This window comes from Bacillus sp. FSL R5-0709 (assembly GCF_038004785.1).
In the GTDB taxonomy this organism is placed as follows: domain Bacteria; phylum Bacillota; class Bacilli; order Bacillales; family Bacillaceae_G; genus Bacillus_A; species Bacillus_A mycoides.
Window position 1 is genome coordinate 3876635 of the sequence record NZ_JBBORT010000001.1, and the last position, 22196, is coordinate 3898830.

Annotated in this window: 23 protein-coding genes and 2 riboswitches; of the genes, 11 read left to right on the forward strand and 12 right to left on the reverse strand. The window is 35.4% G+C overall.

Features of this window, described 5'->3' with window-relative positions; all coding sequences use genetic code 11:
• The first annotated feature begins 54 nt into the window (after window positions 1-54).
• Window positions 55-831: a 3-hydroxybutyrate dehydrogenase gene (locus MKX37_RS19680; protein ID WP_002128918.1), complete on the forward strand. Its 777-nt coding sequence runs from the start codon at window positions 55-57 to the stop codon at window positions 829-831.
• A gap of 150 nt (window positions 832-981) precedes the next feature.
• Here MKX37_RS19680 and MKX37_RS19685 read toward each other — a convergent pair whose 3' ends face one another.
• The 4 genes from MKX37_RS19685 to MKX37_RS19700 all read right to left on the reverse strand — a co-directional run bounded on the left by MKX37_RS19685 (window position 982) and on the right by MKX37_RS19700 (window position 4804).
• Window positions 982-1119 carry a YvrJ family protein gene (locus MKX37_RS19685; RefSeq protein WP_002014881.1) on the reverse strand — a complete coding sequence of 46 codons (138 nt, stop codon included), beginning with the start codon at window positions 1117-1119 and terminating at the stop codon, window positions 982-984.
• 290 nt (window positions 1120-1409) lie between these two features.
• On the reverse strand, window positions 1410-2465 hold the full coding sequence (mtnA, locus tag MKX37_RS19690) for an S-methyl-5-thioribose-1-phosphate isomerase (RefSeq protein WP_078421723.1): 1056 nt from the start codon (window positions 2463-2465) through the stop codon (window positions 1410-1412).
• Window positions 2462-3640: an S-methyl-5-thioribose kinase gene (gene mtnK, locus MKX37_RS19695; protein WP_078421762.1), complete on the reverse strand. Its 1179-nt coding sequence runs from the start codon at window positions 3638-3640 to the stop codon at window positions 2462-2464. The genes mtnA and mtnK overlap by 4 nt, the downstream gene beginning before the upstream one ends.
• An 88-nt stretch (window positions 3641-3728) precedes the next feature.
• Window positions 3729-3869, reverse strand: a riboswitch (SAM riboswitch).
• Between the two features lie 71 nt (window positions 3870-3940).
• Window positions 3941-4804: a carbon-nitrogen family hydrolase gene (locus MKX37_RS19700; RefSeq protein ID WP_002131202.1), complete on the reverse strand. Its 864-nt coding sequence runs from the start codon at window positions 4802-4804 to the stop codon at window positions 3941-3943.
• Window positions 4805-4818: 14 nt separating this feature from the next.
• Here MKX37_RS19700 and MKX37_RS19705 point away from each other — a divergent pair, with 14 nt between their 5' ends.
• The 6 genes from MKX37_RS19705 (at window position 4819) to MKX37_RS19730 (ending at window position 9852) form a co-directional block, all read left to right on the forward strand.
• Window positions 4819-6009 carry a pyridoxal phosphate-dependent aminotransferase gene (locus MKX37_RS19705; RefSeq protein ID WP_002128923.1) on the forward strand — a complete coding sequence of 397 codons (1191 nt, stop codon included), beginning with the start codon at window positions 4819-4821 and terminating at the stop codon, window positions 6007-6009.
• Window positions 6010-6061: 52 nt separating this feature from the next.
• Window positions 6062-6167, forward strand: a riboswitch (SAM riboswitch).
• A gap of 64 nt (window positions 6168-6231) precedes the next feature.
• A complete protein-coding gene (gene mtnW, locus MKX37_RS19710) occupies window positions 6232-7476 on the forward strand; it encodes a 2,3-diketo-5-methylthiopentyl-1-phosphate enolase (protein ID WP_078421724.1) in 1245 nt (414 codons plus the stop codon).
• Window positions 7473-8132, forward strand: coding sequence for a 2-hydroxy-3-keto-5-methylthiopentenyl-1-phosphate phosphatase (locus tag MKX37_RS19715; protein ID WP_002128925.1), 660 nt, complete (start codon window positions 7473-7475; stop codon window positions 8130-8132). The genes mtnW and MKX37_RS19715 overlap by 4 nt, the downstream gene beginning before the upstream one ends.
• Window positions 8129-8767: a methylthioribulose 1-phosphate dehydratase gene (locus MKX37_RS19720; protein WP_002128926.1), complete on the forward strand. Its 639-nt coding sequence runs from the start codon at window positions 8129-8131 to the stop codon at window positions 8765-8767. Before MKX37_RS19715 ends, MKX37_RS19720 begins: the two co-directional genes overlap by 4 nt.
• Complete coding sequence (locus tag MKX37_RS19725; RefSeq protein ID WP_002128927.1) at window positions 8745-9257, forward strand: 1,2-dihydroxy-3-keto-5-methylthiopentene dioxygenase; 513 nt, start codon at window positions 8745-8747, stop codon at window positions 9255-9257. Before MKX37_RS19720 ends, MKX37_RS19725 begins: the two co-directional genes overlap by 23 nt.
• Window positions 9258-9576: 319 nt before the next feature.
• Window positions 9577-9852 (forward strand): hypothetical protein, encoded by a 276-nt coding sequence (locus MKX37_RS19730; RefSeq protein ID WP_002014891.1) that lies wholly within the window; start codon window positions 9577-9579, stop codon window positions 9850-9852.
• Window positions 9853-9963: 111 nt separating this feature from the next.
• Here the strand turns inward: MKX37_RS19730 and MKX37_RS19735 are convergent, their stop codons facing one another.
• The 4 genes from MKX37_RS19735 to MKX37_RS19750 all read right to left on the reverse strand — a co-directional run bounded on the left by MKX37_RS19735 (window position 9964) and on the right by MKX37_RS19750 (window position 13757).
• Window positions 9964-10296 (reverse strand): DUF3909 family protein, encoded by a 333-nt coding sequence (locus tag MKX37_RS19735; protein WP_002014892.1) that lies wholly within the window; start codon window positions 10294-10296, stop codon window positions 9964-9966.
• A gap of 5 nt (window positions 10297-10301) precedes the next feature.
• Window positions 10302-11180: an NAD(P)-dependent oxidoreductase gene (locus MKX37_RS19740; protein ID WP_002128930.1), complete on the reverse strand. Its 879-nt coding sequence runs from the start codon at window positions 11178-11180 to the stop codon at window positions 10302-10304.
• Window positions 11181-11184: 4 nt separating this feature from the next.
• On the reverse strand, window positions 11185-12315 hold the full coding sequence (locus tag MKX37_RS19745; protein ID WP_002128933.1) for a serine hydrolase domain-containing protein: 1131 nt from the start codon (window positions 12313-12315) through the stop codon (window positions 11185-11187).
• A gap of 149 nt (window positions 12316-12464) precedes the next feature.
• A complete protein-coding gene (locus MKX37_RS19750; protein WP_078421725.1) occupies window positions 12465-13757 on the reverse strand; it encodes a GGDEF domain-containing protein in 1293 nt (430 codons plus the stop codon).
• 310 nt (window positions 13758-14067) lie between these two features.
• On the opposite strand from MKX37_RS19750, the gene MKX37_RS19755 reads away from it, so the two are divergent.
• The 3 genes from MKX37_RS19755 to MKX37_RS19765 all read left to right on the forward strand — a co-directional run bounded on the left by MKX37_RS19755 (window position 14068) and on the right by MKX37_RS19765 (window position 15713).
• Entirely contained in the window at window positions 14068-14685 is a 618-nt protein-coding gene (locus tag MKX37_RS19755) for a nitroreductase family protein (RefSeq protein WP_002033918.1), read from the forward strand.
• A gap of 234 nt (window positions 14686-14919) precedes the next feature.
• The gene (locus MKX37_RS19760; RefSeq protein ID WP_002088422.1) at window positions 14920-15138 is read left to right on the forward strand and encodes a hypothetical protein; all 219 of its coding nucleotides are present in this window, start codon (window positions 14920-14922) and stop codon (window positions 15136-15138) included.
• A 197-nt stretch (window positions 15139-15335) separates the two neighbouring features.
• Entirely contained in the window at window positions 15336-15713 is a 378-nt protein-coding gene (locus tag MKX37_RS19765) for a DUF3915 family protein (RefSeq protein WP_003191204.1), read from the forward strand.
• Between the two features lie 96 nt (window positions 15714-15809).
• Here MKX37_RS19765 and ptsP read toward each other — a convergent pair whose 3' ends face one another.
• The 4 genes from ptsP to glcT form a co-directional block, all read right to left on the reverse strand.
• A complete protein-coding gene (gene ptsP, locus MKX37_RS19770) occupies window positions 15810-17522 on the reverse strand; it encodes a phosphoenolpyruvate--protein phosphotransferase (RefSeq protein ID WP_078421726.1) in 1713 nt (570 codons plus the stop codon).
• Window positions 17522-17785 carry a phosphocarrier protein HPr gene (gene ptsH / locus MKX37_RS19775; protein WP_002033915.1) on the reverse strand — a complete coding sequence of 88 codons (264 nt, stop codon included), beginning with the start codon at window positions 17783-17785 and terminating at the stop codon, window positions 17522-17524. Before ptsH ends, ptsP begins: the two co-directional genes overlap by 1 nt.
• 135 nt (window positions 17786-17920) lie before the next feature.
• Window positions 17921-19984, reverse strand: coding sequence for a PTS glucose transporter subunit IIABC (ptsG, locus tag MKX37_RS19780; protein ID WP_002014901.1), 2064 nt, complete (start codon window positions 19982-19984; stop codon window positions 17921-17923).
• A gap of 340 nt (window positions 19985-20324) precedes the next feature.
• Complete coding sequence (gene glcT / locus MKX37_RS19785; protein ID WP_002033914.1) at window positions 20325-21173, reverse strand: glucose PTS transporter transcription antiterminator GlcT; 849 nt, start codon at window positions 21171-21173, stop codon at window positions 20325-20327.
• A gap of 165 nt (window positions 21174-21338) precedes the next feature.
• Between glcT and MKX37_RS19790 the strand changes: the two genes are divergently transcribed.
• Window positions 21339-22157, forward strand: coding sequence for a Cof-type HAD-IIB family hydrolase (locus MKX37_RS19790; RefSeq protein ID WP_033734224.1), 819 nt, complete (start codon window positions 21339-21341; stop codon window positions 22155-22157).
• Window positions 22158-22196: the final 39 nt, after the last annotated feature.

The following is a 22196-nucleotide window of genomic DNA, read 5'->3' on the forward strand; positions in this document are numbered from 1 at the left end:
CCTCTCTAAATAGAGCAATAAGAGAACTTTTATTATGAAGGAGTGTTTTTCATCATGGTTACAAATCGAGTTGTCTTTTTAACAGGTGCTGCGAGCGGTATTGGTTATGAAATGGGAAGTGCTTTCGCAAAAGAAGGTGCGAAAGTTGTCATTAGTGATCGCCTTGAAGATCGTGCAAAAGAAGCTGCTGAACAATTGCAAAAAGAAGGCTATCAAGCCATTGGTTTAAAATGTGACGTTACATCTGAAGAAGAAATTACAGCAGCACTTTCTCAAACAGTTCGTCATTTCGGTTCATTAGATGTATTAATTAACAACGCAGGAATGCAACATGTTTCACCGATTGAAGATTTTCCAACTGATAAATTCGAGCTTCTTATTAAAATTATGCAAATCGCTCCATTTATCGCCATCAAACATGCCTTTCCGATTATGAAAAAGCAAAAATATGGTCGTATTATTAATGTTGCTTCGATTAACGGACTTGTTGGATTCGCTGGAAAAGCTGCCTATAATAGTGCGAAACATGGTGTAATTGGATTAACAAAAGTTGCTGCTTTAGAGGGAGCAACTCATGGAATTACTGTAAATGCTCTTTGTCCCGGATATGTTGATACCCCTCTTGTACGAAATCAACTACAAGACTTAGCAACTACGCGAAATGTACCACTTGAAAATGTTTTAGAAGATGTCATTTATCCTCTTGTACCACAGAAGCGTTTGCTACAAGTACAAGAAATTGCTGATTATGCTATGTTTTTAGCGAGTGAAAAAGCAAAAGGTATAACTGGTCAAGCTGTCGTTATCGATGGTGGTTATACTGCTCAATAAAGTGAAACTTTAATCAGTGGGGGTTTTGTTCATCCCCACTAATTATTAGCCTTCACCAATCGGGCTTTTACTGCCCGTTAATGCAGGATAAAAAATAAAGTTTGCTCTTCGCGAGCAAACTTTATTTTACTTTCTATCGCGAGGATCTTCCTACTTTAGTAATTGTTTAGGGAGCTTCTCAATTGCTACAATCACTCCGTCTAATTTACTTTCAATGCGATGTAGTAAATATAGCGTTACAACAATTGGAAAGCCCACATTACCTATCATCCCGATCCACTCTTCCATCTTTCTCTCCTCCCTTCATTACATAAATAAGAGGAAACGAAGACTTAAGGCATAAAAAACAAGCTATTTTTTATTAGCTTGTTTTTTAACTACTCAGCCATACATTTCATTTTTCAGCATATAGATTGCTACCATGAAGATACAAATGGTCCTACACCTTGCTACCTTTCTTTGTTTTAAAACGTTGCGCGTGGTAGGAACAGGCACTTACCGCTCCTATACATAGCCAGTCCCTCTCGACCATTTAAAAACATGCTTTTCTACCGTTTTTTTATATAGCGACTGAGCAGTTAGCTTATTTTTTCAAATAATGATGTAATTTTTTGCTTATAATCTCCACGTAAAATACCTTTCTCAGTAATAATCCCCGTAATTAATTCATGCGGTGTTACATCAAATGCAGGGTTAAATACAGGCGTTCCAAGTGGCGCCACTTGTTTCCCAAAAATTTTCGTAACTTCTGTTTCATCTCTTTCTTCAATGACAATTTCAGCACCTGTTTGTTTCGTAGTATCAAATGTAGATAACGGTGCTGCAACGTAAAATGGGATACCGAAATACTTTGCTAATATAGCTAAATTTAATGTTCCTATTTTATTAGCAGTATCACCGTTTTCAACGATTCGATCTGCCCCTACGATAATCGCATTAATTTCTTTCGTTCGAATTGCATGTGCTGCAGTATTATCCGTAATAAGCGTTACATCAATGTCTGCTTGTTTCAATTCCCATGTCGTTAAACGGCCACCTTGTAAAACCGGCCTCGTTTCACACGTATACGCATGTAAACGCACACCCTTCTCTTTCCCAATATAAAATGGGGCTAATGCTGTTCCATATCTAGCAGTTGCAATACTTCCAGCGTTACAAATTGTTAAAATTTTATCACCGTCTTTAAAACATGTTAAAGCATGTTCTCCAATACTTCGGCACACCATTTCATCCTCTTGCTGAATATGAAGCGCTTCTTCTTTTAATATTTTTTGAGCTTCTTTTATTGTAGTAATCTCTCGAATAGATTCTCTCATACGATCGATTGCCCAAAATAAATTGACTGCTGTCGGGCGTGATGTTCCTAAATAGTTACAATCTCTATTAAACTTCTTCTGAAACTCATAGATATTTATAGCATCGTATTTCTTTGCCGCAAGCGCCAAACCAAACGCAGCTACAATTCCAATTGCAGGCGCTCCTCGTACTTCTAACATAATGATACTTTTCCATACATCTTCAATATTCGTTAATGTTTTGTATTCAGTGACATGCGGCAACTTTGTTTGATTTAATACTGCAATTGCATCGCCTTTCCAACTTACAGATCTCGGAATAGTAATAATTGTACTCATGCTTTTACGCCTCCAACTGTCTGTTGAAATAATGTTCGAAACAGTTGAATATCAGCACCCTTGGCTTCATATTTTATTAGTTCTCTACCTAAGGATAACGCTTGTTTTTTAGCTTGAATTCTATTTTCTTTATTTGCTATCCCATCTAAATCCGCTACATGAGCTAAGCCAATTGTTCTACGAATCAGTTCACATCCGGCAAATCCGACGGTATCAGTAAAGATATTTTGCAAAATAATTGGTAACCATTGTTTTTCTTTCGTATATGCTTCTACACCTTCTCCAATCCATAACTTCGTAAAGTTTTCTACAAAATAACTCCATGTCTTTTCTATATGGAAAAATAGTACACTTCTCTTTTCTTCTTCTCTAGATAAAGCATTTAATAATAGATTTGCAATAAATTGACCGATATCAAACCCAAATGGACCGTACGTTGCAAATTCTGGATCGATCACTTTCGTTTCAGAAGGTGATGAAAAAATACTACCAGTATGTAAATCACCATGAATAAGCGCTTCTTTTCTCGTTAAAAACTTATATTTATATTGTGCTACTTTTAGTTTTAAAGTTTTGTCACTCCAAAGTTCATCAATCACTGACTGTAAATCTGACTCATAATCATTCGTATCATAATGTCCAAATGGATCCGTAAAAACTAAATCTTCTGTAATTTTACTAAGGTCTGGATTTACAAATGTACCTTCTAGTACCCTTTTCTCTTCTGACTGTAAACCGAAATCTGAAGTATAAAACAAAACATGTGCTAGAAAACGACCGATATGCTGGGATAAAAGTGGATATCCTTCTCCATCTATTAATCCTTTTCTTGTAATTGTTAGTCTTGATAAGTCTTCTATTACTGTAACTGCTAACTCTTCATCATGACTGTACACTACCGGAACATAATCTGGCACATACTTCGCAAAAATTTGTAATGCTTTACTTTCAATCGTCGCTCTTTTTATAGACAGTGGCCAGCTCTCACCAACTACTTTCGCATATGGCAGTGCTTGTTTTATTATAATAGACTTCTCTCCATCATCTAATTTGAACACGTAATTTAAATTTCCATCTCCAATTTCATGACAAACTACATTTGCTTTCTTTTCAAAATAACCGTGTTCTTTCGCATATTGTATAGCTGTTGTTTCAGTTAATGAATAATATCCCATCGTCTTCTCCTCCTTTTCATTCAGAGGTTTTTCTAAAATAGAAAAACCCCTTTCCACAAAGAAAGAGGTTTGAAGTTTATCTTCTCCCCTCTTATCTGCCAGAAAGTTTACTTTCTGCTGGAATTAGCACCGTGCCTTTTGGCGTCATAAACGCCCCATTTCACAATGGTATTACGGTCGGTTGCTGGGCTTCATCGGGCCAAATCCCTCCACCTGCTCTTGATAAGAGTTTTATAATTTTTAGAATTTTTAACTTTATGATGAAGACTATACCAAGAATAAAAATCACTTGTCAACATTTTATTTGTATAATTCTGGACGACGATCTGCAAAAACTGGAATTCCTTTACGTACCTCTTTAATTTTCTCGAATTTAAGTTCTCCAAATAAAATTGATTCCTCTTCATTTGCCTCTACCACAACTTCACCCCAAGGATCCACAATTAGAGAATGACCTGCAAACTCATTATTCGGATCCTTTCCTGCTCTATTGCACGCAACAACATAACACTGATTTTCAACTGCTCTCGCCTGTAAAAGCAAACGCCAATGTGCTAAACGTACTAATGGCCATTCTGCTACAACAAATAAAACTTTTGCACCTTTAGCAGTATGAACGCGCATCCACTCTGGAAAACGAATATCATAACAAATTGTACCAGCACACTCTACATCATCTAACTTAAATTCACCTGTCTCATTACCAGCAACTAAATATTTATGTTCATCCATCAGCTGAAATAAATGTACTTTACTATATTCATTGACTAGATTCCCTTCATTGTTTACAACATACATTGTATTTGTAACCCCTTGCTCTGTTTGCTTTGCTATGGAACCACCAACAATATGTACACCATATTGCTTCGACCATTCTTTCAACTTTTCTTTCGTTTCTAATCCATCCGTATCTGCAATTTCAGAAAGTCTCGTTAAATCATATCCTGTTGTCCATAGTTCTGGTAAGACGATAACATCTGGTCTTTCTTTCATCGCTTCACTTATTTTTTTTTTAGCGTTCTCAATATTTTTTTCTACATCTCCAAAGACAATATCCATTTGAATACATGCGACTTTCATTTTTTCAGCCCCATTCTCATTTTTTTCTTTACAAAATACTGGAAAGATTATATCATTTGTCACTAGAATTGTAACAACTTTCAAAAGAGGTGGAAAGTATGAAATTATTTCAACCTTCTGAGATAGTAACATCATTGCCAACACAATTTTTCGCTTCACTTGTTGCAAAAGTTAACAAAGTCGTTGCAGCTGGTCACGATGTTATTAATCTAGGTCAAGGTAATCCAGATCAACCAACACCGCAGCATATCGTTAAAGCTTTACAAGATGCTGCTGAAAAGACCATTCATCATAAATATCCGCCATTTCGCGGACACGAAAGCTTAAAAGAAGCCGTGGCAACATTCTATCAACGTGAATATGATGTAGTAGTAAATCCAAAAACTGAAGTTGCTATTTTGTTTGGCGGAAAGGCTGGATTAGTAGAATTACCAGTTTGTTTTACAAACCCTGGTGATACTATTCTCGTTCCAGATCCAGGCTATCCAGATTATTTATCAGGAGTTGCTTTAGCAAAAGCACAATTTGAAACAATGCCGCTTATTGCAGAAAATAATTTTTTACCGGATTATACAAAAATTGATGACTCTGTTGCGGAGCGAGCAAAGTTAATGTTTTTAAACTATCCAAATAACCCTACCGGCGCTACTGCATCAAAAGATTTTTTTGATGCAACCATTCATTTTGCTAATAAACATAATATATTAGTTGTTCACGATTTTGCTTACGGTGCTATCGGATTCGATGGTCAAAAGCCTGTTAGTTTCTTGCAAGCAGACGGCGCTAAAGATACAGGTATTGAGATTTACACTTTATCGAAAACTTTCAATATGGCTGGATGGCGTATTGCTTTTGCAGTAGGAAATGAAAGTGTCATCGAAACTATTAACCTATTGCAAGATCATATGTATGTTAGTATTTTTGGTGCAGTTCAAGATGCTGCCCGCGAAGCACTATTAGGCTCGCAGTCTTGTGTGGTAGATCTTGTTAATAGTTATGAATCTCGGAGAAATGCTCTTATTTCAGCTTGTCACTCAATTGGTTGGAAAGTAAACATTCCAACAGGATCATTCTTTGCATGGCTTCCTGTTCCAAAAGGATATACATCTGAGCAATTTTCTGACATTTTACTAGAAAAAGCACACGTTGCAGTTGCTCCTGGTGTTGGATTTGGTGAGCACGGCGAAGGGTATGTCCGTGTTGGTCTCTTGCATACAGAAGATAGATTACGCGAAGCAATTAATCGAATTGATAAATTAAATTTTTTCAAAAAGTCATTGACAACATAAAAAATATCTGACAAAATTCAGTTATCTTAAAAATTTAAACATTTCTAAATACTTCTTATCAAGAGCAGGTGGAGGGACGAGCCCGACGAAACCCGGCAACCGATCTACAATTGTAGACACGGTGCTAATTCTCGCAGCGTTACGCTGACAGATAAGGAGCTGGTTGTAAAAAAACCTCTCCTTAGCTGAGAGGTTTTTTTATTTAACTAGGAGGGTATAACAATGAGCGGAATTATAGCGACATATTTAATCCACGATGATTCTCACAACTTAGAAAAGAAAGCAGAACAAATTGCAATCGGTTTAACAATTGGTTCATGGACTCATTTACCACACTTATTACAAGAACAATTAAAACAACATAAAGGCAATGTCATTCATATTGAAGCGTTAGACGAACAAGAACATATTAACTCTTACCTTGGCAAAAAAGTATCACGTGGACTCATTAAAATTCATTATCCATCGCTGAACTTTAGCCCTGACTTACCAGCCATTTTGACAACAACATTTGGAAAACTTTCGTTAGATGGAGAAATTAAACTAATTGATTTAACATTCTCAGACGAATTAAAGAAACAGTTCCCTGGACCAAAATTTGGAATTGAAGGCATCCGAAACCTTTTACAAGTTCAAGATCGACCTCTTCTAATGAGTATTTTCAAAGGGATGATAGGACGGAATATTGGATATTTAAAAACTCAACTACGCGATCAGGCAATTGGAGGCGTAGATATTGTAAAAGATGATGAAATTTTATTCGAAAACTCATTAACACCACTTATAAAAAGAATTGAATCTGGGAAAGAAGTTTTACAATCTGTATACGAAACTTACGGGCATAAAACTTTATACGCAGTAAATTTAACAGGTCGAACTTATGATTTAAAAGAAAACGCGAAACGTGCGGTGGTAGCTGGAGCAGACATTCTTTTATTTAATGTATTTTCTTATGGATTAGATGTACTGCAAGCACTTGTAGAAGACGATGAAATTCCAATTCCTATTATGGCACACCCTGCTGTAAGTGGCGCATATTCATCATCGAAACTATACGGTTTCTCTTCTCCATTACTACTTGGAAAATTACTACGTTACGCTGGTGCTGATTTCTCTTTATTCCCATCACCATACGGCAACGTTGCATTAGAAAAAGAGGAAGCTCTTCTCATTACAGAAGCATTAACTGAGGAAGACCACTATTTCAAGAAAAGTTTTTCTGTTCCATCTGCTGGAATTCATCCTGGTTTCGTTCCCTTTATTTTACGAGATTTTGGTAAGGATGTTGTTATTAATGCCGGCGGCGGGATTCATGGGCATCCAAATGGAGCTCAAGGTGGTGGCAAAGCTTTCCGTGCTGCAATTGAAGCTACTTTACAAGCTAAACCACTCCATGAAGTGGATGAAATAAATTTGCATAGCGCACTACAAATATGGGGAAATCCTTCTCATGAGGTGAAATTATGAGTATTCAAGTATTTTGTGATTTCGATGGTACGATTACAAATAACGATAATATCATGTCCATTATGGAAAAATTCGCACCACCAGAAGCAGAGGAAATAAAGCAAAAAATTTTATCACAAGAACTTTCTATTCAAGAAGGTGTTTCTCAATTATTTCGATTAATACCTATTAATCTACACGATGATATTATTCAGTTTTTACAAGAAACTGCTGAAATCCGTACAGGTTTTCATGAATTCATACAATTCATTAATGAAAATAACATTTCCTTTTACGTTATATCAGGTGGAATGGATTTCTTCGTCTATCCACTCTTACAAGAAATAATCCCTAAAGAACAAATTTATTGTAATGCAACTGACTTTTCAGGAGAATTTGTTGAAGTGAAATGGCCGCACCCTTGTGACGAGCAATGTCAGCATAGTTGTGGTCTCTGTAAATCATCATTAATTCGTAAACTAAGCTCTAAAGATGATTTTCATATTGTGATTGGAGATTCTATTACTGATTTACAAGCAACGAAACAAGCAGATAAAGTATTCGCCCGTGACTTCCTTATTACAAAGTGTGAAGAAAATCGTATTGCTTATACACCGTTTGAAACATTTCACGATGTTCTAGCTGAACTAAAACATTTGTTGGAGGTGAAATTATGAAACAACTTTTTCGTCAATGGTATGACTTAAGTGAAATTAAAAAAGAATTAACAACTCGGAATTGGTTTCCAGCAACGAGTGGAAATATTTCTATAAAAGTCAGTCATGATCCCCTTACTTTTCTTATTACAGCAAGTGGCAAAGATAAAACCAAAACCACTCCAGATGATTTTTTATTAGTAAATCATCAAGGAGTTCCCGTTTTAGAAACTGAGTTACGCCCTTCGGCAGAAACAATATTGCATACACATATTTATAACAATACGAACGCCGGGTGCGTACTTCATGTTCATACAACTGATAACAATGTCATCACAAATTTGTATAGTGATGCAGTCACCCTTCAAAATCAAGAGATTATTAAAGCTCTTGATATTTGGGAAGAAGGTGCAACGATTAACATTCCTATTATCGAAAATGATGCTCATATCCCGACGCTTGGAGAGAAATTCCGAAAGCATATACAAGGAGATTCAGGAGCAGTATTAATTCGAAACCATGGCATTACCGTATGGGGCCGTGATAGCTTTGATGCAAAAAAAAGATTAGAAGCTTATGAGTTTTTATTCCAATTTCATATAAAATTATTATCAATTCAAGGAGGCGTTTCTAATGGCGCAAATTCGTATTCATGAGGAAAATACTCGTATTGAAAATGAAGTAGCAGTATCAAACTTTCTACAAGGAGAAGATGTTTTATATGAGAAATGGAATATTTCTAAACTTCCTACTCATTTAAAAGAAAATTACTCCTTAACAGATGAAAACAAAGCTGAAATATTAACGTTGTTTTCAAAAGAAATTGCTGATGTTTCAGAGCGCAGAGGTTATAAAGCATATGATGTGATTTCACTTTCAAATAGCACACCTAACCTTGACGAGTTATTAATTAATTTCCAAAAAGAACACCATCATACTGACGATGAAGTTCGCTTTATTGTCAGCGGTCATGGCATCTTCGCTATTGAAGGAAAAGATGGTCGATTCTTTGACGTTGAACTCGAGCCTGGTGATCTTATATCTGTGCCTGAAAATGCAAGACACTATTTCACCTTACAAGATGATCGCCAAGTTGTAGCTATTCGTATTTTTGTTACAACAGAAGGTTGGGTTCCAATTTATTAAGGTAGCTAGTTGAATAAAAGAACTTGGAACCCCTTTTCCAACCTTTTATTCACTCTACATATATACATCCTCCTATGGACCAGGCTTATTTCATAACATTGAAGTAAGCCTGATTTTTTATTTACTAAAATGATTTTTCCCTTTCGTTTGTTTAAATCAAATATCTCGAATCACAATTCCACTTTATCAAGTATATTTCGGGATTTTTTTTGAACATTTATTGAACTTTTTTTGAGATTTTTCTGAAAATTCTGTTTTACGTATGATATACTACAACTAATAAGAAGGAAAAGAATATTGCAAACAGAGGGGGATAATCATGAGTTTACTTATCGCACTTATACTAGGAGTTACATGCGGAGCTATTCCTGTCATTTTAGGAGCTATTATGGAAGAATTAGAAGTTGGTGTTTTAGGTTTTGTTGCATCATGTGTAAGCGCTTTATTTTTCGGTTTATATGGTGCTATTCCTGTTTCTATTCTGTGCGCATTTTATATACTACGCCATGCTCGCGCGAAACAGCTCGGCCCTAATCACATTGCCCAAGTTATTCCATTCCCAATTGAACGATGCCGCCGCGCTTCCAGCCTATAAAGTGAAACTTTAATCAGTGGGAGTTTTACTGCCCACAAATAGCGGGATAAATTATCCAACTTAAATATTATGCCTGCCTAAATAAATAAAAAGTCCTCAAATGAGGACTTTTTATTTATTTTCTTCTAGAAATTGAAACAATTCTTGCAAATGAAGTGCATCTTCACTGTAGCTAACGGATACATGACATGTCCCTTCAATCTCAGCATGCATATAAAGGACAATTCCATCTCGATCATATTTCAATGCCAAATAAAACTCCATTTCCTCTAACATCTTTTTCGAGCTTCGGATAACATAATGCCCTTTCTCATCTCTTCCATATTCAAAATCTGGTCCAAAATCGTATTTTTGTTTAAAAGCTTCTTTTTGCTTATCATTAATCTGTACACAAGTTGCTCGCTGCACAGCATCAATCATCTCGTCAAACTTTTGGAGATCCATTCCATTTACCCCCTTATATACTTTTTGTATAATACTTGTGTTCCGCTATTCTCTTTTCCATCTGCGATTAGCTCTTCATACAATTCCTTCGCTAGGGTTAAACCCGGTACTGGTAATTGTAATTTTTCAGCTTCATCTAAAGCAATCTTCATATCTTTCATAAAATGCTTTACATAAAAGCCAGGTTCAAAATCTCCTTTTAACATTCGAGGAGCTAAATTACTTAATGACCAGCTACCTGCTGCTCCTGTCGAAATACTCTCTAATACTTTATCTGCATTAAGTCCAGCCTTTTTCGCATATGCTACCGCTTCACATACTCCTATCATGTTAGAAGCAATTGCTATTTGATTGCACATTTTTGTATGTTGTCCACTCCCAGCAGGGCCTTGCAACTGAATATTTGTTCCTAGTTTTTCAAATAGAGGTAAACAAATATCATATATTCTGTTCTCTCCACCGACCATAATTGCTAGTCTTGCTTCTTTAGCCCCAATGTCCCCGCCAGATACTGGTGCATCTAATGTATATATATTCTTGCTTTTCGCAACTTCATTAATACGTTTTGCCAATGTTGGTGTAGATGTTGTAAAGTCAATTGCTATCGTACCTTCATTTGCATGTTCTAAAATTCCATCAATCCCAAAGTACACTTCTTCTACATCATGAGGATAACCAACCATCGTCATAACAACATCAACTTGCTTTACTAACGCTTTCGGTGTATCACACCAAGTCGCACCCTCTTGCACTAAAGAAGCTGCCTTCGCTTTCGTTCTATTATATACATATACTTTATGACCGCCTTGCATTAAATGATGTACCATACTTTTTCCCATTACACCAATACCAATGAAACCTATTGATAAATTTTTATTTTCCATCTTCTCATCCCCTTTGTTCTAATAAATCATTTACCATCTTTCGGAACTCTTTATTAAAATCATCATCCATACTATTTTTCACATTTGAAAATAAAATAACAAAAGTTCCTTTTTCTTTATTAAAATTATTGAAAGTGTTCCAACCAGATAGTACACCATGGTTATGGAAATAATCTGGATATATGTAAAAGCTAAATGCATATTTTCTTTCTTGTGAAGGTGTAAACATCGCTTGTATACTTTGTTCAGAAAGAAGCTTTCCATTTATAATCGCTTCATCTAATTTTTTCATATCCCCTACTGTCGTATACATCTCACCCGATCCATATAACCAGTCCATCCCTAATTTTTGTGCTAGTACAAGCTCTTGATCTTTCTTCACATACCCCTTCGTGAAGTTTTTATCTCCAGGCACCATATTTCCCATACCTGATTCATGCATCTCGGCCTTTGTAAATATATTTTCTTTTACATAGTCTCCTAAAGGCTTTTTCGTTATATTTTCTATAATATAAGCGAGCACCATATAATTATAATCCGTATACTTCCAACCTGTTCCTGGTGGAAACTCTAATTTTTGACTTCCAATCCAAGTTACTAAATTTATACGTGAAGCTACATTAACCTTCCCTTCCCCATTTTCCGGTAAACCAGATGTATGCGTTAATAAGTGATATAACGTGATGTGTTTATCTGCTGGAAATGAAGGAATGTATTTATTTACATTATCTTGGATATTTAACTTCCCTTGTTCTTGTAACTGTAGAATGGATGTAGCAACAACTGTTTTCGTAATAGAACCGATACGATATTTTGTTTGAGGCGTATTTTCTATTTTATTTTGAACATCAGCATATCCATATCCTTTATTCAATATAACATGCTCTTTATCTGTCACCAAAACTGTCCCATTAAATTGCTTTCCTACTAAATACTGATCTAACTTTTGAGATATACTAGCATAATCAATTTTTTGTACTTCTTCTATATTATCCTGTACCTCTGACTCAATAGCAGGAGTTACCTTTGTTGTTAATACTGCTTGTTCCTTTGGATCGGGACTATAGAGAAAATAGTATACTCCGCCGCAAACTACAGCAGACAGTGAAGCCATAACCGTTATTTTTTTTATCATATTGTTCCTCCGTAATTACTTCATGTGAACTACCCACCACTTAGTCTCTCTTGCGAGCTTACTTGAAGTGGGAGCTTCTCGGTTAAAATGGTCCCCCATATTCTATTATCAAGTAATAAAAAAAAATCGCAACAATTTGTTGCGAAAAATCACATTTTTTCTTTTCTATATATACATACTTGATTTTTCCCATTTTTTTTCGCTTCATATAACGCAATATCCGCTCTTTGCATTAACTCTTCTCTTGTAATCCCTTGCTCATATAACGCAACTCCAAAACTCGCTGTTAATTTCGAAATTCCAGAGAAATGCTTTGTTTCAATGAAAAATCGCAATGATTCCGCAACTTGAAACGCTTCTTTTTCTACCGTATTTGTCACTAATATTATAAATTCCTCTCCTCCCCATCTTGCAAATACATGTTGATCTTCAACTTTAGATTTCATAAGATCTGCAAGTTGTACTAATGCTAAATCGCCAAAATCATGACCATATGTGTCATTTACTGATTTAAAATTATCTATATCAAACAAAATAAGTGCAACTTTTTCATCATTACGTAATACATTCTCCCACTCTGTCTCCAATATTTGTTGGAATTTCAAGCGATTATATATTTCTGTCAATGAATCTATCATAGCCAATCTTTCTTGCTCTTGATAGATTTCATCTAATTCTGTAATCTCTGTGCATTTTACTATAAATCGCGATAAGTCTTCTGGTAATGGTGTCGCACGTAATAGAAAAGTAAATGCTTCTCCTTCATAATTGTACATTTTAATTCTTCTTCCATTTGATAAAGTATCATCCAGCCATGTTATATCGTGAGTCGTCGAATAATATCCGTTCTCTCTAATAAGATGTTCTGCAAACACTAAATGTTGTTCACGATACGTAAATAAATTATCATGTCCGAAGAATTGTAAAAAATTCGTATTACAATCAACAATCTCATCATCTTCTACTATAAATAATAAATCATTTTGAAAATCAAACATCGTTTGAAGCAATTCTTGTTGTAAACCTACTTGCCGCAATAAAGAAAGTTGATATAAACTCTTATTCACTTCCTCTAGTACCACTTGTGGAGTTACTGGTGCTATAACAATATTACGTATTCCTAACAGTAGTAAATCTGCAAACTGATTATCTATCTGTTGATCCCAAATGATAATGAATGTGCTCTGTGAATTATATATATTCTTTATATATTTTATTTGAGCAAAATCTGTTACGTACATAATTACAATATGTGGTCTAGTTCTATGAAACAATATTTCTCCTTCTTCAAAACTATTTGCTATAAACATACATTTTGGATGGACGTTTTCTATCGTTTGTTGATGTGTACATCCATCTTCTATATAAAGGACATTCAACTGAAGATCTTGTAATACATTTTGGAAAACAGTATTCTCTAATAAAAAATGTAGTATGTTCATCACTAGTCTTCACTCACTTCATATATCTTGTTTTACTGAATTCCTCACAATCATTTTATAAAGAATTGTGAGGAACTCATATTAACAAGCTAATTGAGAATGTTATCTTCGCTTATCTGCTCTGGAAATTCCTTTTTTAGTGTATGATTATATGAATTGTATCGTTTGTATGAATGCCCTGCCTTACTATTTAAAACTTGACAATTAAAATAAAGGTATTATATTCTTAAATTCAATAACTTACAAAATGTAAGTAGAGTATATTACATTTATTTTATATTAAGTTGATATTTAATTTGGAGGATATATAATGACAAACAATGACTTTTTTAACGTTTTATATGAACGCACATCTACACGTGCATTCAACCCTGAAAAAGAAATTTCATCTACAGAGTTACATGAAATTTTAAAAGCAGCTGCGCAAGCACCTTCTGCTTGGAACTTGCAACACTGGAAATTCCTTGTTTTCCAAGGCGAAGATGTACAAAAACGATTACACCCAATTGCTTATAACCAACAACAAATTCTTGATGCTTCTGCCGTAGTCGCTATTTTAGGTGATTTAGAGGCATATAAAAATGTTGAACCTGTTTACGGTCCAATTGTAGAACAAGGATTTATGAAAGCAGACGCAAAAGAGCGCTTAGCTAAAAATATTGAATCTGCATATACTCGTGAGCAATACCCACGAGATGCTGCCTTTTCAAATGCTGCTTTAGCAGCAATGCAACTTATGCTTGCTGCTAAAGCAACTGGCTGGGATACTTGCGCAATTGGTGGTTTCAACCCACAAGCACTAATGGAAGAATTTAATGTTTCATCTCGTTACGTACCAATTATGCTTATTACAATTGGTGAATCCACTTTAAAAGGTCACCCTGCACCGCGCATGAGCGTAGAACAAGTAAGTGAATGGGCGAAATAATAAAAACGAAGGTAATTTCATTACCTTCGTTTTTTTATATTCTGTCACACATCCGTAATATTACAATGTATTATTCGACATCTACACATAGAGAAATTGTAATTTTTACGCTATCACTATAAACAAATATAGCGTTTTGTGTCGAAATTTGTTAAAGTATTGAAATATAACCGTGTATTTTTGTTACAATTGTGATACAATAATAACAAATAGATAACAAGAGAGGGATTTTCATTGAGTTCATACGGAAGCTTTATCGCACTTTTAAGTTACATAGTAACTGTACTACTGCTATATTTTATTGGCGATGCTGCAAACATATCAGTGTTACAATTCCCAAAAGAAGAAGCGTTACAATTAGAAGCAGAAAAACATACTGCACGATCCATTGCACCACTACTCCTAGCTCTTCCTGTATATATCATCGTTTTATATAAAAGCAAAAAAGTGTAAAGGCTACCTAATTTATTTCATTGAGGTGGTCTTTACATTTTTTTGTGATATTTCCCCTATTTTAAACATCATTCCATACTAAATACCCATCTAGTCATTTAAAATGAGAAAATCCCCTAGAAAAATTTTCATTATCTGTCCAGTCACCGACTACCGAACTTACATAGATTATAAGTGTGAAGGGGGTGATGAGGATTATGTTTGGATCATTTGGATGCTGTGATAACTTTAGAGACTGTCATCATCGTGAAAGAGAGTGTGACCATCGCGAACATCGCGAACATCGCGAGAAAGAGAGAGAAGAAGTTAGACCACAACGAACTGCTGTATGTAACGTACTTGCTAGCATTTCAGTGGGAACAGAAATTTCCCTTTTAAGCATTAGAGGCGACGGATCATTCCGTAATTTAATTTTTGAAGGTTTCGCTAACGGTGTTGCTCTTTTCTCTGCTTTAGCTCGTAATGACAAAGATAACAAAAATAACAATAACGACGATAAGAACAATCAGAATCAAAATCGTTTTACTGGTATTTTACGTGTATGCCCAACTGATATCGTTGCAATCGCTATCTAATTTTGTTCTTTATCCTCAATAGCCGCAAAATAAGATTTACTTTTCTCATAGAAAAAACCTGAGACCGATTTCAAATCGACTCAGGTTTTTTTACTATTATATGCTTTTAACTAATTCAACAACTTCTTCAGCAGTTGACATCATTAATGCTTTTTCTGCTAATGTTTCCATTTCTGCTTTTGACAACTTGCTTAGTTGTGTTCTTGCAGGAAGAATAGATGTTGCACTCATACTGAACTCATCTAAACCTAAGCCTAATAATAATGGGATAGCAAGTGAATCTCCCGCCATCTCACCACACATACCAGCCCATTTGCCCTCTTTATGAGCAGCATCGATAACCATTTTTACAAGACGTAAAATAGATGGGTTATATGGTTGGTATAAGTAAGCTACTTGTTCGTTCATACGGTCTGCAGCCATTGTGTATTGGATTAAGTCATTTGTTCCGATAGAGAAGAAATCAACTTCTTTTGCGAACTGATCTGCTAATACTGCTGAAGCTGGAATTTCAACCATCATACCAACTTCAATAGAATCAGAAACAGTTGTACCCGCTTGAACAAGTCTTTCTTTCTCTTCTAATAAGATTGCTTTCGCTTGACGGAACTCATCAAGAGTTGCAATCATTGGGAACATAATTTTTAAGTTACCGTATACGCTAGCACGAAGTAATGCACGAAGTTGTGTACGGAACACATCTTGCTCATCAAGACATAAGCGAATTGCACGGTATCCTAAGAATGGGTTCATTTCTTTTGGTAAATGTAAGTATGGAAGCTCTTTATCTCCACCGATGTCAAGTGTACGAACAACGACTGGTTGATCTTCTTTTACACCTTCAAGAACTGCTTTATACGCTTCGAACTGCTCTTCTTCTGTTGGAAGATTGTCACGGCCCATGTATAAGAATTCTGTGCGGTATAAACCAACGCCTTCTCCGCCATTATCGATAATACCTTGTACATCATTTGGTGTTCCGATATTAGCAACAAGCTCAACGTGATGTCCATCACTTGTTACAGTTGCTTGGTCTTTTAATTTTGCCCATACAACTTTTTGCTCTTCAAATTTCGCTTTCTTTTCTTCAAAAGAACGAAGAGTTTCTTCAGATGGGTTTACAATTACTTCTCCATCTAAACCGTCAATGATTACGATATCGCCGTTTTGGATTTTCTCCATAACAACTTTCGTACCAACAACAGCTGGAATTTCCATAGAACGAGCCATAATTGCAGAGTGAGATGTACGTCCACCGATATCAGTTGTGAAACCTTTTGCATACTTACGGTTTAACTGAGCTGTATCAGATGGTGTTAAATCTTCAGCAATGATGATTACTTCTTCAGAAATTGTACCAGGGTTTGAGAAGTTAATTCCTAGTAAATGTGCAAGAACACGTTTTGTTACGTCGCGAATATCCGCAGCACGTTCTTTCATGTATTCGTTATCCATGTTTTCAAACATAGAAATAAACATTGATGCAACTTCATCCATTGCAAATTCAGCATTTACTTTTTCGCCATTTACTTTATCTTTTACTGGATTTACTAATTCCGGATCATTTAATACTAATAAATGTGCTTCAAAGATAGCAGCTTTATCAGCACCTAGCTCAGCAAAAGCATGGTCCTTAATAGCTTCTAGTTCAGATTTTGCTTTCTCAAGCGCAGCGTCTAAGCGTGCAATTTCAGCAGCTTCGTCTGTAATTGATTTCTTTTCAATGTTAAATTCAGGATTCTCAAGTCTGAAAGCCTTTGCAATAGCAATCCCACTTGATGCAGCGATCCCTTGAATGTTAAGAGTCATTATTCTCCTAATCCTTCGTTTTTCATAGTTTCTTCGATAGCTGCTAGTGCTTGAGCTGCATCATCACCATTTGCAGTGACCTTAATTTCCGCGCCTTGTTGAATTCCTAAAGACATAACACCCATGATTGATTTTAAGTTAACGTTTTTTCCGTTATACTCTAAGTTGATGTCAGAACCAAATTTGCTTGCAGTGTTTACAAGTAGAGTTGCTGGACGAGCATGAATTCCTGAGTCGCTAGTTACTTTAAAGATTTTTTCCATGATAATTTATCTCCTTCAAATACAGTATTTTTTTAGTTGTATAGACGTGAGTACTACATCATCTATTGTATATAATAGGCGATGTTCGGTCAACCACATCGCCTATTATAATTATAAACATTTTGCGTCAAATTCCTACTGAATGTCAATAATAGCGTTTTCGCCCTTCTTAACATTTCCATCTTTTTTCAATTCGACTTGTTGCCCTTGTTGTAAATTCGTAAAGACGATTGGTGTAATAATAGATGGTGCATTTTCTTTTACAAATGCAAGATCTACTTTTAATAATGGTTGTCCTTGCTTCACTTTATCACCTTGTGCTACAAGCGCTTCAAAGCCTTCACCATTTAATTTTACAGTATCAATACCGAAGTGGATTAAAATTTCTTTTCCGCCTTCAGACTGAATACCAATCGCATGTTTTGTAGGGAATACATTTACAATCTCACCATTAACCGGAGAAACTACTGTTCCTTCTGTTGGCTCAATCGCAAATCCATCTCCCATCATTTTCCCTGAGAATACTTGGTCAGGTACTTCTGTAATCGGTAAGATTTTCCCTTCAATTGGTGAAACGATTGTTTCATTTTCATCAACCTGTTGAGGAGCTTCTTCCACTTTTACAGGCGCTTCTTTTTCAACATGAGGTGTACGGCCTGACATAATATCATGAATTTGTGATTTTAATGTGTCAGATTTCGGTCCGAAAATAGCTTGAATGTTATTTCCAACTTCAAGTACACCGGCTGCTCCAAGCTCTTTTAAGCGGTCTTTATTTACATTTTTTTGTTCGTTAACTTGAACGCGTAAACGAGTAATACAAGCATCTAACGAAGCAATGTTTTCTTTACCACCAAGTGCTACTAATACTTCACGTGGAAGTTCTCCTGCTTCTGTTTTCCCTGCGCCTTCATTAGCATTCGCTACTTCACGACCAGGTGTTTTTAAGTTCCATTTACGGATTGCGAAACGGAATCCGAAGTAGTAAATAACTGCTAGTACAAGACCAACAATAATTACCCACCACCATGCCGTACGACCTGGTAGTACACCGAATAATATGAAGTCAATTAAACCACCAGAGAATGTCATACCAATTTTAACACCTAAAATTTGCATTGTCATAAATGATAGACCAGCGAATACTGCATGAATTCCGAATAATACTGGTGCTACGAATAAGAATGAAAATTCAAGCGGTTCTGTAATACCTGTTAAGAAAGATGTTAATGCAGCAGATCCTAAAATACCAGCTGCTAATTTTTTATTTTCCGGACGTGCTTCATGGTACATTGCTAAAGCTGCTGCTGGAAGACCGAACATCATGAACGGATACTTACCAGTTGTAAATGTACCTGCTGTTAATTCTACGCCGTCTTTTAACTGTGCCATAAAGATTTTTTGGTCACCACGGATTAATTCGCCAGCTGCATTTGTATACTGACCGAATTCGAACCAGAACGGTGAATAGAAAATATGATGTAATCCAAATGGAATTAATGAACGTTCGATTAAACCGAATATAAATGCTGCTATCGTTCTATTTGCATCAATCATTTGATGTGAGAACGTATTTAAGCCACCCTGAATGTATGGCCAAATGAAGCACATGATAATACCTACCACTAAAGAGAATGTTGCAGTTGCGATTGGTACGAAACGCTTACCTGCAAAGAAACCTAAGTATGATGGTAATTCAATGTTGAAGTATTTATTATAACAATATGCCGCTACTATCCCGACGATAATACCACCAAACACTCCTGTTTGCAGCGTTGGAATTCCTAATACGTTTGCATATGCTGGATCTGAAAATCCAATTTTTACTGGATCTGTTCCAGTGCTTGTTACTTTCACTAGTTTATCTACTTCTAAGAATACACTCATCGTTTTGTTCATAATTAAGTATCCGACGAACGCTGCTAAACCAGCTACTCCGTCTCCACCAGCTAAACCAATCGCTACCCCAACTGCGAATAATAGCGCAAGGTTAGCGAAAATAATATCGCCAGATTGTTCCATAATTTTTGCAACCATTACGAACCAATCTGCTTTTAAAGCAGGGATAACATTTGTTAGTTGTGGATTTTGAAATGCATTACCAAATCCAAGTAAAATACCTGCTGCCGGTAAAATCGCTACTGGAAGCATAAGCGCTTTTCCGACTTTTTGAAGAACACCAAAGATCTTCTTAAACATGGAAACCCTTCCTCTCTTATCTATATTGATACTTTTCGACAAACGCCAAAAAGGCATGAGGAAAAAAAAGATAGAACGATAGCTATACAAAGGGTAGTATGTCCCTTTCTTTAGCTTACATTCCCAACTTTTCTCCACTCATGCCTGATCGAATCAGTAACACGTGTCAAAAATAGGATTACGTATAAGTTCACTATAATTAAAGCAAACGTTTTCGTTATTTACCTTAATGTGTTTGTCGAATTTTGTATAACTTTGCAATAGTTATTATACATAACTATTGTAAGCGATTCAATCATTTTTTTTAACGTTTTCATTTTAGACAAAAATATATGTCTTTTTACACATGTTCTGCTTTCACTAATCGTTGTAAATGCATCGTTAAATAAATACTCTCCGCTTCATAAACAGGAAGTTGTAATTCGTTCTGCATTACTTTGACTAGCTTCCACGCCAAATTGTAACAAACTGGATATTCTAATTTTAATAAATCAGCAAAACTTTGTGCTTCTTCTACTTTTTCTCCTTTTTTCACCCGTTCAATAGCATATTGTAAATGGCGAATAAGGCGTAAATAATGAATGCTTTCTTGGTCTAATGTAATTTGTAGGTTTGTCTCAATTAAAGACACAAGTTGTGCAATAAGACGAGAATTTTGATTAACAGAAGATAAATCAGAGTTTGTAAGCGAGCTATAAATATGGAGTGCGATAAAGCCAACTTCTCCTTCTGGCAATGTAATTTGCAAACGAGAATTTAAAAGTTTCACAACTCCTTCAGCAATTTCATATTCCTCTGGATATAGCATTTTCGTTTCAACTAAAAAAGGATTATCTATTGTAAGTCCTTGTTTCAGCCTTTTAATTGCAAAAGAAATATGATCTGTTAAAGCGATATGAATATGTTCATTTAATGGAGACTCCGCTTTTTCTTGAATGTATAACATAATATCATTCATCAATTCAATTAGCTTTTCACTCACATGCGGCACTAAAAGTTTGTATTGTTCTCGATCACGTTCATTTTTTAAAACAAACATTTTCTCAATTTGTTCTTGCTCCAACACATCTTCAGCCTTTTTTCCAAATCCAATTCCTTTACCGATCACTACTACTTCCTCGTGTTCAGGATGGCTAGCAATGATGACATTATTATTTAAAACTTTTTTAATTTCTAGATAATTACTCATATAACACCACCCTCGTACTTAAATAGCCTACTTTTATGTTACAGAACATTCTTCTTTGTCGTCAATGTAAAACATCTACCATTTGATAAAAATTCATTTTTTAGACATGTTTGTATATGATACGTATAATGTAAGAGCAACTGTACATAGAAAGGAGATAGCAACATGATTAAAATGTTTGTAAGTGATATTGACGGTACAATGATGCAGCATGGAGGTCTGATTGATGAACAGGATGTTGCGGCACTTCGCAGTCTTGCTGAGCAAAATGTTATTCTTTGCTTCGCTTCTGGACGACTTGATAATGAAATCGCAGACTTAATGAAAGCTGTAAATACAAATTTCCATCGTATTAGTGTAAATGGTGTGTTTGTATACACTAATGAAAATAAGCAACTATTATCCGCAAATTTTGATTCCAGCATTCTTCCTGATTTACTAGCTATGACAAATCAAGACCCTTATTTCCGTTATGTAAGTGATGAGCATAATTACTATATTGAAGAAAAGACACCTTTTATTCATGAACTCGAAAAACAAGTAGCAATGACTTCTGTTGAAGAACCAAATTTATTACAGAAAATCGATGATACAATTTTTCCAAATAAAATTTCTATCGGTGGAACAAAGGAAAACTTACAACTCCTTCAAAAAAAGATCGATGAAAAATTCTATGGAAAAGTTAGTACTTTCATTTCAGCTGAACAATGTTTAGATGTAATGCCACCAAATATTAGTAAAGGTTCTGCTATTTCTGTTTTATTACAAGAGTTTCAAATACAACCAGAGGAGGTTGCATGCATAGGGGATTCTTACAATGATATTCCAATGTTTTCCTTAACTCCTCATAGTTTTGCTATGTCTCAAGCTGATGATGCGGTAAAAGAGCACGCTCACTATGTAGTAGATGCTGTCAAAGATGCCGTTAACCAAGTACTTGTTTATAATGAAGAAGCAAATAAAAATACGACTCGATCCTTATAAGGATGAGTCGTATTTTTATTTCTTTACATGTTGAAAACA